9 protein-coding genes are annotated in these 12,901 nt (G+C 52.5%); 4 read left to right on the top strand and 5 right to left on the bottom strand.

Features of this window, described 5'->3' with window-relative positions:
* Nucleotides 1–33: 33 nt before the first annotated feature.
* Entirely contained in the window at nucleotides 34–5,061 is a 5,028-nt protein-coding gene (locus tag GU926_RS14625; protein ID WP_160693169.1) for a translocation/assembly module TamB domain-containing protein, read from the bottom strand.
* Nucleotides 5,062–5,267: 206 nt separating this feature from the next.
* On the opposite strand from GU926_RS14625, the gene GU926_RS14630 reads away from it, so the two are divergent.
* On the top strand, nucleotides 5,268–6,122 hold the full coding sequence (locus GU926_RS14630; protein WP_160693171.1) for an ion transporter: 855 nt from the start codon (nucleotides 5,268–5,270) through the stop codon (nucleotides 6,120–6,122).
* Between the two features lie 448 nt (nucleotides 6,123–6,570).
* Here GU926_RS14630 and GU926_RS18625 read toward each other — a convergent pair whose 3' ends face one another.
* Both GU926_RS18625 and GU926_RS14635 read right to left on the bottom strand, forming a co-directional pair.
* Nucleotides 6,571–6,705: a hypothetical protein gene (locus GU926_RS18625; RefSeq protein ID WP_262886144.1), complete on the bottom strand. Its 135-nt coding sequence runs from the start codon at nucleotides 6,703–6,705 to the stop codon at nucleotides 6,571–6,573.
* A gap of 112 nt (nucleotides 6,706–6,817) precedes the next feature.
* A complete protein-coding gene (locus GU926_RS14635; protein WP_160693173.1) occupies nucleotides 6,818–7,252 on the bottom strand; it encodes a GNAT family N-acetyltransferase in 435 nt (144 codons plus the stop codon).
* Between the two features lie 111 nt (nucleotides 7,253–7,363).
* On the opposite strand from GU926_RS14635, the gene GU926_RS14640 reads away from it, so the two are divergent.
* Nucleotides 7,364–7,855, top strand: coding sequence for a YajQ family cyclic di-GMP-binding protein (locus tag GU926_RS14640; protein WP_160693175.1), 492 nt, complete (start codon nucleotides 7,364–7,366; stop codon nucleotides 7,853–7,855).
* A 99-nt stretch (nucleotides 7,856–7,954) separates the two neighbouring features.
* Entirely contained in the window at nucleotides 7,955–8,749 is a 795-nt protein-coding gene (locus tag GU926_RS14645; protein WP_160693177.1) for a TerC family protein, read from the top strand.
* 171 nt (nucleotides 8,750–8,920) lie between these two features.
* Here GU926_RS14645 and GU926_RS14650 read toward each other — a convergent pair whose 3' ends face one another.
* Nucleotides 8,921–10,873 (bottom strand): tetratricopeptide repeat protein, encoded by a 1,953-nt coding sequence (locus tag GU926_RS14650; protein ID WP_160693179.1) that lies wholly within the window; start codon nucleotides 10,871–10,873, stop codon nucleotides 8,921–8,923.
* Nucleotides 10,874–11,501: 628 nt separating this feature from the next.
* Between GU926_RS14650 and GU926_RS14655 the strand changes: the two genes are divergently transcribed.
* Entirely contained in the window at nucleotides 11,502–12,131 is a 630-nt protein-coding gene (locus GU926_RS14655) for a tetratricopeptide repeat protein (RefSeq protein ID WP_160693181.1), read from the top strand.
* A gap of 28 nt (nucleotides 12,132–12,159) precedes the next feature.
* Here the strand turns inward: GU926_RS14655 and GU926_RS14660 are convergent, their stop codons facing one another.
* Nucleotides 12,160–12,684 (bottom strand): RNA methyltransferase, encoded by a 525-nt coding sequence (locus GU926_RS14660; protein ID WP_232058348.1) that lies wholly within the window; start codon nucleotides 12,682–12,684, stop codon nucleotides 12,160–12,162.
* Nucleotides 12,685–12,901 lie beyond the last annotated feature (217 nt).

Here is a 12,901-nt window from a genome sequence, read left to right on the forward strand (position 1 = left end):
GTACGGAGGAGGTCTTGTGTGGAGGCGCTATCATTATTTTGCTTTGCCTGTGTTTTTGAAAAGTTCTGCGAGGCTGTCATACTCCCGCACAAAAATGAGAGACAGGCCGGTGCGTATCAGCTGTCCGTCTAAGAAACCCTCATACGAGTTTTCCCTAAAGGCCCGCAGGCGCAGGCGCCCGTCCTGGGTAATGGAGTATTCTACAGAGACGTCTCCGGCGAAGCCGCTGGCCGTATTGCTGGCCTGGCTCTGGCTGCTGCCCTCTAGGTTCACGTTGGTGCCAAAGCGCACGGTTAGGCGGTCATTGATGAGCTGTTTCTGCATGGCAATGTTCAGGTCTGTGCGCGATTTGGCCTCTCCGGTAGAATAGTCGTCATAGGAGTTGAGTCCCAGTTCCAGGCCTAGTCCGCCCAGGTACTGGCCGGTTAAGTTGTTGAGTTGGTCTGTGAGCACCTGGCTGGCAGAGCCGCGCAAGGCGCTGTTGATGCCGCCCCCGCCCGAGGACGCCAATGGGTCCTGTGCCATGAACCGGCCCAGCACCAGCAAGGAGAAGACCTGTTTGGTGCGCTCAGATTCTTGGGTGGGTTGGCTCAGCTGGTCCAGACGGGCATCTACCTCGCCGCCAAAGGCACCCTTGCTTTTCTCATCCAGCTCAATGTTGAAAGAGATGGCAGGTTTCATGAGTTCACCGTCCAGGTTCAGTTTCACGTCAAAAGGCAATTTTTGCCGGTACTGTCCAGAACTAGAGGCATCTATCCCGGACACCTGGCTTTGGATGAGTTCTAGCGGGGAAGCCTCCACGTTGTATATGGCCGTGATATCTGCGTCTGCCGTGAACGGGTCACCCGTCCACACCACCGAACTGCCGGGCTCAATTTCAAACCGGCGCTGCACCAGTTCATAAAGGCTCATCTCATAGGCGCCTTCGGTGACTTCATAACGGCCAGTAAGGGTGATGTTCTCCGTCACGTCATAGCCTACGTTGAGAATGGCATTGCCCTGAATGGTGAGGTTATCGCCGGCGTTCTGGTCTACCACCACGGTGATAGGCGTTTCATCAGTCACTTCCAAAGTCATGGCCATTTCCACGCCCTGCATCACGGCATCTGCCACGTCTGCCGTGTCCAGGGCCTTGCGACGGGCAATGAACCGGTTTCTGGTGCTGTCCACGTCAATGAACTTGACGATGCCTTCGCGGTTAACCGAGACCGGCTCATCTGGAATGACATAGGTGAAGTTGGAGTTGGGTGCAATCTTCACGTTGGTGTTGATGATGGGCACGTTCAAATCGCCGGTGATGCGGGTGTCACTGTTGGCAAACACGCGGCCGTAGTAGAGCGCATTGTCGGCGGCGGTGCTGTTCATGACCAGGAAGTTCTCCGTGACGGCACGCAGGTCAAAGCGGTACTCCAGGAAGTTAGACGTTAAGATGGCTCCGTTGATGGTGGCCTCATTGTTCAGCGAATCAAGGAGGGTGAAGTCATTGAATTGGATGCCCTGGTTGTTCACACTCAAGCGCTCATCTGGTATGCGATAGGTAGAATTGAGAATGGCAGCGTTGAAAGTGGCATTTCTGAACTGTAAATCTCCGGCCACGCTGGGCTGTTCAAAGTTTCCTCTAATGGCCACCGAGCCCAGCAGGCCGCCCGTCATGTTTTTGAGCATTCCGTTGGTGAACGGCTGCACACTGGCCAGGTTGAGTTGGTCCAGGTTCACGTCAAACGACATGGGCTTGCCCGCCGAGGTGAGGTAATAGCCGGCCATGGTCACGTTGTTGCCGTTGCCTGTTAACCTGGCGGTTAGGTCATAGCGGTTGGCAGTGGAGTTTCTGGCCTGCAGAGCCAAGTCGCCTACCGGAGTATTGTAGTATTTAAGGTCCGTCAGGTTCATGTCTGCGGTAAAGCTCATGTTGCCGGCAATGTCATTCAAGGTAGCCTGTCCGTTCAGTTGTCCTGCCAGCAGACTGTCTGGTTGCATGGCGGCTCTGGCCAGATATCCTAAGTCCAAGTTGGTGAGGGTGACGTTCAAAGGCGAGTTAGGATTGGTAGGCGACTGGCTCTGCAGACTAATGGACTGCGGTCCGTTGGAGAGTTGCAGACCATTGGCCACCACCGCGCCAGAGGCCGTGTAGTAGCGCACGAAATTGCCTGGGCTCACCGCCCATTTGTCTTTGTTCAGGACGAGGTCTGGACTGATGCTTATCTCAAAAGCGTTGGCCAATTGTTTGAGTTGAACGCCAATGGCGGTTTCTTCTTCGCCGGCGGCGCTCATGTTGGCGGCTCTGGCGTTCACCAGATTGTCCTGCACATTGCCGGCTAGTAAGATATTGTTGGCCTTAAAGGACGTGTCCTGCCGGACAGACTCAGCGCGGACCATGTAATTGAGTTGCTCTGGGTTGGAGTCTACCCGCAAGGTCAAGGAATCTAGGCGCACCCCAGAATACCGCACCCGCGGCGCATTGGCCTGAATCTGGAGGTTGGCGGTCTGGTTATTGTAAGAACCTTGTAACGTGTCTAAGCGCAGGCGCTGAAGACCCGGTACAAAGGCGGTGACCACTCTTGGTTTGTGCAAAGCCACCCCGAAGGTAAACTGCTTCACCCTGGCGCTGGGTTTGTAAGGGCCGTTGCCAATGTCATAATAGCGGCTGATGTGGTTCATCAGCTCGGGGCCAATGTCACCCAGGCCAATGTTGCCGTCCAGGTTGGCGGTGGCCACGTCTGAGATGAGGCGCATCTGGGTAGTGCCCGGCTTCTGAGTCAGGTACAGTTTAAGCGAATCTAACTTGAGAGGCTGGTTGTTGGAGACAATGGTGGCCTGCCGGGCAATGATGCTGCCGTTCATGCTATTGGCATCTGAACCGCTCAAATCTGCCACAATATCGCCGCGCAGGCGTACGTCTTGCGATAATAGCTTAAGGGCCTGGAAGTCTATTCCCTTGATGTTGGCATTGAAGGCATACGTAGGCTGTGCGCCGCGCAAATTCACCAGACCATTAATGTTGAAGACCATGTTGCTGTCCTGGGCACTCACTGCTTTAATGCCGTAGCGGTTGCGGTTGACGTCAACGTCCAGATCAATGCCTTTGTAGGTATAGCCCCCGTAATAGAGGCTCTGGATACGACCGTCAATCTTGGCCACCATGGTCTCGGGCGTCATGCCGGTGCCGTTGATGTTGGCGGTCAAACTGGTGGGGCCCAAAGTGGTGTCGCGCATCAGCTTGCCCAGATCAAAATGCAGGAGTTGTACTTTTCCTTTCACCCGTTCCTGGCCTTTCACCCGGCCCGGTGTCATGTCAATGTCTGCTATAGCGTTTCCGAAAGAGGTTCTTATGGTAGCGTCCAGGTCAAAGGCGGTCATAGACCCGCTAATACGGCCTTCCACGTCCATGGACGGCGGTAGTTGGATATTGGCGGGAAGGGTGCCCGCTGGAAGAAGTGATTTTACATCGGCGGCGGTGGTGTGCAGACGGTTCACCTGCAGGTTGGCCACCAGGTTGTCTGGATCAGGTAAGCCTTTGATTCTGCCGCTCACCGCCAATTGGGTGTTGCGCCAGCCGCTTACCTTAAAGTTGCTCACCAGCAGGTTGTCCATGCGACCATTGATCTGCCCACTCAGGTGTACCGTCTCATTCAGGTTACCCGCCAAGGGCGGTTGGTTGACCAAGGCAGGTTGTAGCAAGGCAATGTCTTTAAACCCGATGTGCGTGTTCTGGAAGTTGGCGCTGAGGGTCAGTTTATTCAAATCCTCTGCCGCGGTTTCAAGGGAAGGATATCCTACCTTAATGCGGTCGGTGATGCGGCTGTTGCCGGTCTCCAGGACCAGGTCTGTGAGTTCGGTCTGGGTGGTGTCAAACAAAATGCCCGCGGTAAACTGCTTCACCACAAATCCACTTTGCTCCCGCAAACTCAATTGTTCTAACTGGGCGGTGGTTCGGTTGCTGCTGAAGTAGAGGTCTTGCAGTTGCAGGTTCAGATCTTGTGCGCGCAGGTGGTTGTAGTCCACGCCTTTGGCTAACTTGGGGGCCTCCACGTTGTCAAAGGCGGCGTCTACGCCGGTAATGTTGAGGTCATCCAGGGTGACAATCCAGTTCACGGGCTCACCGGTTTTGGAGACCGCTTCTTCAATGGCCTCAATAGCCTCTTTGGGGTTGATGACACGGTACTCCGTAGGAATGTCTGCGTTCTGGGCGTAGGCCATGACGCTGTTGTGCAGTTCAATGCTGGCCAGGTCAATGCGGGTGTTTTTTAAGTCAATGTTCTCTGCTTTGACAATGCCTTTGCCAATGTTGGTGTCTATGTACTGCCGGGACACGCCGTTGCGGTACTTCACGCGCACATGGTCCAGGGTCACGGTCTTTAGGCCAAACTGCATGGTCAGGGGCTCTTGCTCACCCTCGGGCGGAACTTTGGTCTGCACCATGTCTACCCAGGTGTTGCGCAAGGCAATGTCTCCAATGCGGTAAATCTCCTTTTCCAGGTCCAGTTCGTCCATGTCTACCACCAGGCTGCCCACGCGGGTTTTCACGTTCTGGCCGTTCACCTCGTCGCGGTAGGTGAGGTAGATGTTCTCTAAATCAAGGGTGCCAATGTCATACGTGAAGCCGGCGCCGGTCGTGTCTGCTGGCGCGGTAGCCGGCGTGGCGAAGGCTTTTAAGATGTAGTCAAAGTTGGTGGCGCTGTCTGGCAGGGTGCGATAAATATGGGCCGTGGCGTTGCGGAGTTCCAGGGATTTCAAGCCTACCTTAGATTTTAGGATGCCCAGAATGTCCAGGTTGGCGGCCATGTGTTGAGAGTACCAAAGGGTGTCGCCTTTCTGATCTTCCAGGTACACGTCTTCCAGGAGGATGTCGTTTCTGAAATCACTTCTAAACTTGCCAATGCGCACTTCGGTGCCAATTTTTCCTTCCAGGTAATTCTCTGCCTTGCGGGTGGCAAAGTCCTGCACCTTGGGCACTTGCAAGGCCACCAGCAACAAGACCACCAGCAACAACAAAGACCCAATGATCCAGAGAAGCACCGTCAGGGTCTTGAGCGTATATTTCTTTACAGTATGGGTAGACAAAGGCGTATAGATGGCTGATTTGATGGATGCTTCTTGTACTCTTTAGATATAGCTGTGGTTACATATTTAGCGCCAATGAGAAAGCATTCTTTGTCGTTTTTGGCTTGTTTCTGAGAAAATAGGCCAAAAACGGGAAGGTTTTTACTGCTGCCAGTTGCCGTATGGGCCGTCTGCTGCGTAAGGGAGCAAAAACAACCACTGGAAAAATGGCCGTTGCACCTGTTCCTTCCTCCACTCAAAAAGCCGTTAACCGTGAACGCTCCAGACTGCTGGTGCGGGTACAACATGCCTTGGACGGGCCCATGATTTTTCTGGGTCTAGCCTGGCTGGTGCTGTTAGTGGTAGAGTTCATCCGGGGGCTGACGCCGGTTCTGGAAATGGCCAGTTATGTCATCTGGGCGCTGTTTGTGCTGGATTTTCTGCTTCGGTTTACCCTGGCTCCCGAGAAACTTCCCTTCCTGAAGAGCAACTGGCTCACGGCCATCTCACTGGTAGTGCCGGCGCTGCGGGTGTTCAGGATTACCCGGTTTCTGCGCGTCTTCCGGACGGTGCGGGCCGTGCGGGGCATTCGGTTGGTGCGGGTATTGAGTTCCTTGAACCGAGGCATGAAAAGCCTGGCCGCCACCATGAACCGCCGGGGCTTCGGGTATCTGTTGGCGCTGTCTGTGGCGGTGCTTTTGGCGGGCGCTGCCGGAATGTTTGCGTTTGAGAAAGATCTCCCCGACGGGTTCGACTCTTACGGAGAGGCCCTCTGGTGGACGTCCATGCTGCTTATTTCCCTGGGCAGTGAGTATTGGCCGCAGTCAGGGGAGGGGCGTGCGCTGTGTTTTCTGCTGGCCTTGTATGGATTTGCGGTGCTGGGGTATTTTACTGCGCTCCTGGCCAGCTTCTTTCTGGACCGGGACGCCGCCAGCAACCACGCTGAAATAGCCGGTGCCAAACAGATAGCCGAGTTGCAAAAAGAGGTGCGGCAGTTGCGGGTGGTGCTGGAAGCGTATTTGCCACCCGCTTCTGGTGGTAAGAAGGAAGAGAGGGCTGACGATGGAGGGAAGGGCTTATAATGGCCACTGTCCTTTTTATAACTCTGGTTCTGGTTTGAGATAGTTGATTGGTTGCGAATGATGCCGCTGTTGTTGGTGTTGCATTGGGTCATCAACCGTCTACTGCTTCTCTTACCTCTGTCTGTGTGCACTGGCTTTGGCTGTTCCTGAGTAATCCCTTTCTTCCGGTGCATTCTCACTTTCTTGTTTCATTTCTTCTGCTAAGCGCTCACGGCCGCGGGGCCTCGTCCTGGCCCTTCGCACTGCTGTTGTTTGTGGGACTTTGTCCCTGCCGCCGCTCGCGCAGCGCACAAACACCAGAGGCGCTCAGAGTCAGGACTGGTTTCGGTTCCAATCCTGCTGGGGTTGATGGGTGGCATTGCTGTAAGCAGGCAAAACCTGTTTCTGTCGCTGCAGAGGCATGCGTGCTAAAGCACGGTTTGCCTTCTTTCCCGTGTCTGGTTCAAGTTTATAACTTGGAGCCACCGTGGCGGGCAGTCTCAGACTGGCCAGAGGCATCGGCCTCAAACTTGTTCTGCTGGGGGCACCTGCCGGAGATGTTCGCAGGCAGGATGGGTTTGGGAATTCGCGTAAGCAGAACCATGCGATCACAGTATAATGTGGGAAGAGGTGGATAGTCCTCAAGCCTGTGGCGAGTCAACGTAATCTCACCTGAAATTACATCAACCTTAGGGGCCGTAAATTTGGATACAACTTTATAGGTGCTTGCGCATCTGGTAGTGTTGGATTTCGCCAAACAGTAGGTACGTCTCTTGTTCTAAGGTGAACCCGTTGCGTTTGTAGAAGTTGACGGCGTATTCGCGGGCTTGCACGATCAAGTCTTGGGCGCCTAGCTGGCGGGCTTTCTCTTCAATGGCATGCAACAGGGCGCGGCCAATCTGTTTGTTCTGGTACTTGGGGCCCACGGCCAGGAAACGCAACTGGGCTTCGGTGGCAGACTCCATGTGCACGCGGGCCACGCCCATTACCTCGCCGGTCTCTTCATTGATGGCCATGAGGTGGGTGGCGGTGGCATCGTCTTCTACGCGCTCGCTGCCCATTGGCTGGTACCAGGGCATGCGCAGCATCTCATAACGCAGGCGGTAGTACTGCTCAAACTCATGAAAGGTAGAGGGTTGGGTAATTTGCATAAAGCGTTTTTGGGCTCTTTTCGGTAAAATCGCCTTAAATCTACTAAGTTTGTTTGGCATTAGGCAATCGTTTGCCGTACTAAGCAATTGTTTTACCATATACCGTATACCATGCCATCTTTTGATATTGTAAGCAAAGTAGACCCGCAGACGCTGGAGAACGCCATCAACACGGTCAAAAAAGAAATTCAGAACCGCTATGACTTTAAAGACACCAAGGGCAGCGTGGAACTGGACAAGAAAAACAACCTGGTGCAAATCTCCACGGAGAATGACATGCGCCTGCGCCAGATAGAGGACATCATCCTCACCAAGATTGTCAAGCAGAACATAGACGCCACGGCCCTGGACTTCAGCAAGGACCATTATCCCAGCGGACCCATGGTCAAGAAAGAAGTAAAGGTGCGCGCCGGCATTGACAAAGAAGACGGCAAGAAGATCGTGAAAATGATCAAAGACAGCAAAATCAAAGTGACGCCCGCCATCATGGATGACCAGGTACGCGTAACCGGCAAGAACATTGATGATCTGCAGGCGGTTATTGCGTTGCTGCGCCGTGCTGAGTTGGGCATTCCCTTGCAGTTCATCAACATGAAGTCTTAAGCGTCCAGCTCTTTTAGTTATTATCTAGCCAGAAGAAGCACGGGCTTATCTGCTGGGTTTAAATCTTTACCTTGCGGGGCATTCACTTCCACTAAAACTATGTTTGACGTTTTCTCTAATCCTGATGTCTGGCTAAGCCTGCTCACGCTAACCTTCATGGAGGTGGTTCTGGGTATAGACAATATTGTGTTCATCTCCATTGTGGTGGGCCGCCTGCCCAAAGACCAGCAAGCCAAAGGACGCACCATTGGTCTGTTGTTGGCCCTGGTGTTCAGGATTATTCTCTTGATGTTCATAGGTACCATTGTGAGCGCCAAAGAGCCGCTATTTACCTGGAACCTGTTCTGGATGGATGAGCCGTTCAACGTGTCTTGGCGAGACATCATTCTGTTTGGCGGCGGTTTGTTCCTGCTGGCCAAGAGTACCACAGAGATTCACAACAAACTGGAAGGCGAGGAAGAAGGCCACGGTTCCATTAAAGGCGGCACCGCCACCATGGGCAAAACCCTCATCCAGATCATCATGGTAGACATTGTCTTCTCCTTTGACTCCATCTTGACGGCGGTAGGCCTGGTAGACGAAATCATTGTGATGGTGATAGCCGTGATCATCTCCATGGGTATTATGCTGGCCTTCGCCAAGTACGTGAGCGACTTTGTGAACGCCCACCCAACCGTGAAAATGCTGGCCCTGTCCTTCCTGATCTTGATTGGGGTGATGCTGGTAGCCGAAGCGTTCCACGTGCATATACCTAAAGGCTACATCTACTTTGCCATGTTCTTCTCTCTAGTAGTAGAAATGCTGAACATGAAACTCAGAAAAGCCGCGCCGCCAGTGCAGTTGCGTCAGAGTGAGATTCTGGACAACGATGGCAACCCAGAGACCTTGATGTAAGCTTCATGCATATTTGCTAAACGCAAAGAGCGGAAACCGTAAGTACGGTTTCCGCTCTTTGCGTTTAGCCGTTTTTGGCCTGTTTCCCAGAAAACAGGCCAAAAACGGCCGGTAAATAAAAATCCCCTTGCCAGGAACAAGGGGATTTCAAACAAACCAAAATGAAAATTCTTATTTACTCTTATCGTCGTCAGCGGCCTTCTTAAAGGCGTCTACGCTGTGGAAGTTTCTGAATTCCAGGTCTTCTTGTGCAATGTCACTGAGGACTTTCTTACGTTGAATAGCCTTAGGAAGGTTTTCAGAAATTGTATTAATATCCCCGGAACGCGCTCCAGCTATCGCTAGGGCATAATATCCCATGGCATGGTCTGGCAGTAACTGGGTATGGCGCAGCAGGTCTGCTTTGGCACCGGCGCTGTCGCCGCCTAGTAGTTTGGCCAGACCTCTGTTGTAGTAGACGCCTTGCAGGTTGCCGGCCTGGTCAAAGTGCCGGATGGATTCTGCAAACTGCCCGGTCTGTGCATAGGCTAGCCCCAGGTTGTAGTGGGCCTGCGGGCTGTTCTTTTGCGCCAGAGACTGGGTCAGGTACTGGATGGCCTTCGGATAATTCTCCACCACCATGTACGCAGCGCCCAAATTACTGAGCACGGCCCAGTCATTTCGGTTTAACTGGTACGCCAGCTCTAGCAGGTTAATACTTTCTGTAAAGGCGCCTTTGTACTTGAAGTCCACCACGGTTTCCTGCGGGTTGTCATACTTGATCTTGTACTTGTATTTGTAGGCGTTCACGTCCTGCGGCTCTTTCTTGATGTCATTCTTGAACTTGCTATCAAAATCGCCGCCTACGCCCACAATGGCGTCATCACCGCCCACAATGGCAATGCCGTCGCTGGCCGGGGCGTCTGGCTCCCGCACCAGTTTCAAGATGGCCAGGTCATTGATGGCGCGGTAATCCTCGCGGTACACGTCATAGTAGGCCAGCAACAGAGACATCTTACCCGATGGGGCCTTGGTGCGCTGCGCGGCCTCCAGCCATTCCTCCTTGTCCAGGATTTCGCGGAGCTGGTATTTCTCCATGTTACCGGAGATATAAGCCACGGCCACTGAGTCCAATTGTTTGTCATTGAGAGCGGGGCGCATGGCCTTGTTGGTTTCCACTACTACAATGGACCGGCGAAGGGGCTGCAACAGCTCTTCTACCCGTTTTGACTTGCCGCCCAACAGCGCCATGACGTTCTTCTCGGTTTCGGCGGCCGGTTTGCCCGCGTTGATGGCGTCAATCACCTTCTGCTTGGTGGCATCTGGGTAGTCTGACGCCATGAGCGTTTCTTTAAAGCCTCTCCAGTCCTCAGCGGTAGTTTCGGTTTTAAAGGTGGCCTTGCCCAATGATCCGCTGTAGCCCATCTCCTTCAGTTTGGCTTGCAACCAGTCGGCGGCTTGTTTAGAGCGTTCCTGCGAGAGTTGCACGTTGCGTTTCATGGTTCCCTCCGGCGACGCAAAGCCCCTGATGGTAATGGTGCTCTCGGGGTTTTTCTTCAGGAAATCGCCAATGGCTTTCACGTCGCGCTGGTAGGCGTCTTTGCTCAGCTTGGAAATGTCTACCGGAAAGTTGAACTGGGCCAGCAGCTTAAGGGGCTGGGTGTCTCTGGTGCGCACGGTGTCTACGGTGGCAAACTGGTATTGCGCGTTGTTGATGAACCACAGGCCCACGGTAGAGCAGCACTGGGCCACATCGTCTACTTCGCCGGCAATGCGGTCGCCGCCGGCATCATACACATAGGTAAAGTCAATGTCCTTACCAATCATGTCGGTGATAAAGGGCAGGGTGATGCTCACGTCGGCGTTTATACCGTTTTTCCGTACGTTGGTCAAGGGGCCGTACGTAGCGGTGAACTTGTCATACTTATAGTCGCCTAACCTGGGGATGATGGTGAGAGTGCCGCCGTCTTTGAGTTTGCGGTGGGCCGGGATAATAATTTTTGCTTTCAGACGAACACTGTCGCCGCGCACCTCCAATGGATTAGGCGTGACAGTGGCCGTTGCCTTGTTGGCGTCTTGCGCCTGTGCCGGGCTATACCACACGGCAGCGAGCAGCAGACCCAGGATTAAAATTGTTCTATTCATAGTTTCTTCATTTTAGTGGAAGAATGGTTTATTAAGGTTATAGTACCCTTTGTATCTTAATTATGTTGCTTTTTGATTGTAAATGGCTGTATTATAGGTGCTTGAAGGTGTTTTTGTAAATGGGATGATTTGTGCTTTATTGATATTACGGCTTGTGTGAAAAGGATTGCCTAGTAAGGAATGGAAGCCAGTTTGACGTAATATCACACTAATAGAGTGCGGGTAGCCTGGCTCCTTGAGCAAGAGCGTAGAGCAGCCGTATCTGTTCAGTGTCAAGTAAGTGTCTGTGCTGAAGGTGGTTGCGGGATAGCCTTTCAGAAGATGTCAGAAGCAATGTCTCGGCTAAAACTGTCCAGATAGAAATCCTGAATTGGATTTTTTGCGAGTCTTTATGCTTGTTTTAGTATTCCTTGCTTGTTTTCAACTATCTGATATAGAATCATTTGAATATCTTCTAGTTGTTGGGAATTATTTCTATTTAGTCTTGCTTTTGTATATAAGAATTTCATAAATTTGTTTAATTCTTATAAAACCATAGAAACTTTCTAAGTAGAGTGCTCCCCCTTCCACTGGTTTAGATTTGTTCGCCCCCGCATGTGAGTGAGTAAGCCATTTTTTCTAGCAGGTTATGCAAAAGGTGAGAGTATTGTATATGTTGTTGTGTGCCTTAACGCTGTCTTTCAACGCGCAGGCCACCAAGAACGAAGGGGAAGTAGGCACGGCCATCGCCACTTCAAAGGAAACGGTAAGACAGTTGACACTTGAAATCAAGCAGAATCCGGCCAGCGCCCTAGCCTATGCCAACCGAGGCGTGGTGAGACTGGAACTAGGCGATACCTTTGGGGCCATCAAAGACTTCACGGCTTCTCTTAAACTAGACCCGCAAAGCGTAGCTGTGTTGCAAAGCCGCAGTCAGGCATTTTTGCAGATAGGAGCCTATAAGGAGGCGATGCAGGATATCACTTCGGCCATGGCCAGCGGGGCCAGCCCAGCGTTGCTGTATGACCGCGCCGTTCTCAAATACCACACAGATGATTACTTTGGCGCTCTGCAGGACCTGACAGATGTCTTGGTGGCAACGCCAGACCATGGCAAAGCCTTGTACAACCGCGCCGTCATCTTGCTGGAACTAAACAAAACCCAGGAAGCCCTTACGGACCTGGAGTCTTATCTGAAGCTTCACCCAGAAGACCAGAACGGCCTTTACGCCCTGTCGCAAGCGCAGAAGGAAGCAGCCAGAAAAGGAGAGACTCGCTAATAAACTGAGGTTATGGTAGGCCGAAACGTTATAGCTGTTTAGCTAGGCGCTTGCTCAACACGTCCCACACCACCACGCCCACGGTCACAGAAATATTCAACGAGTGCTTGGTGCCAAACTGCGGAATCTCCAATACGCCGTCTGCCGCGGCAATCACCTCTTCTACCACGCCAAACACCTCATTCCCAAACACAAAGGCATATTTTCCATCCTTCTCTGGGGCAAAGTTGGTGAGCATGGTGCTGTCCTGCGCCTGTTCCACCGCCCAGATGGCATAGCCCTCGGCTTTAAGCGTGTTTACGGCTTCTAGCGTGTTCTCCACGTGCACCCATTCTACTGAATCTGTTGCGCCCAAAGCGGTTTTGTGGATTTCTTTATTGGGAGGGGTGCCGGTAATTCCGCAGAGGTAGATTTTTTCTACGGCAAAGGCGTCGGCGGTTCTAAAGGTGGAGCCCACATTATGCAGACTGCGCACATTGTCCAGTACCAACACCAACGGATTTTTTTGCTTATTTTTGAAGTCCTCCACAGAATCACGCTGGAGTTCTTCCATGCTTAGCTTGCGCATAGAGAATCTAAATTTTGGGCTCGCCCTTAATGTTCTTGCAAAGGTAATGCTTAGGAAGCCACCAGCCCGTTTTTGGCTTGTTTTTCTGAAAACAAGCCAAAAACGACATAAGTAGGAGAGACGGTATGCGCTACATTAGAGTTTGCAGGTTTTCCCACATTCTCAATTAGCACATCAGCACATTTGAAAATTAGCACATTAT

The organism is Nibribacter ruber (genome assembly GCF_009913235.1).
Lineage (GTDB): Bacteria > Bacteroidota > Bacteroidia > Cytophagales > Hymenobacteraceae > Nibribacter > Nibribacter ruber.

What these genes read in the sequence shown, in the direction of transcription:
- GU926_RS14630 (WP_160693171.1), top strand. Translation starts at nt 5,268, where the DNA reads ATGGCCGTTGCACCTGTTCCTTCCTCCACTCAAAAAGCCGTTAACCGT.
- GU926_RS18625 (WP_262886144.1), bottom strand. Translation starts at nt 6,705, where the DNA reads ATGGTTCTGCTTACGCGAATTCCCAAACCCATCCTGCCTGCGAACATC.
- GU926_RS14635 (WP_160693173.1), bottom strand. Translation starts at nt 7,252, where the DNA reads ATGCAAATTACCCAACCCTCTACCTTTCATGAGTTTGAGCAGTACTAC.
- GU926_RS14640 (WP_160693175.1), top strand. Translation starts at nt 7,364, where the DNA reads ATGCCATCTTTTGATATTGTAAGCAAAGTAGACCCGCAGACGCTGGAG.
- GU926_RS14645 (WP_160693177.1), top strand. Translation starts at nt 7,955, where the DNA reads ATGTTTGACGTTTTCTCTAATCCTGATGTCTGGCTAAGCCTGCTCACG.
- GU926_RS14650 (WP_160693179.1), bottom strand. Translation starts at nt 10,873, where the DNA reads ATGAATAGAACAATTTTAATCCTGGGTCTGCTGCTCGCTGCCGTGTGG.
- GU926_RS14655 (WP_160693181.1), top strand. Translation starts at nt 11,502, where the DNA reads ATGCAAAAGGTGAGAGTATTGTATATGTTGTTGTGTGCCTTAACGCTG.
- GU926_RS14660 (WP_232058348.1), bottom strand. Translation starts at nt 12,684, where the DNA reads ATGGAAGAACTCCAGCGTGATTCTGTGGAGGACTTCAAAAATAAGCAA.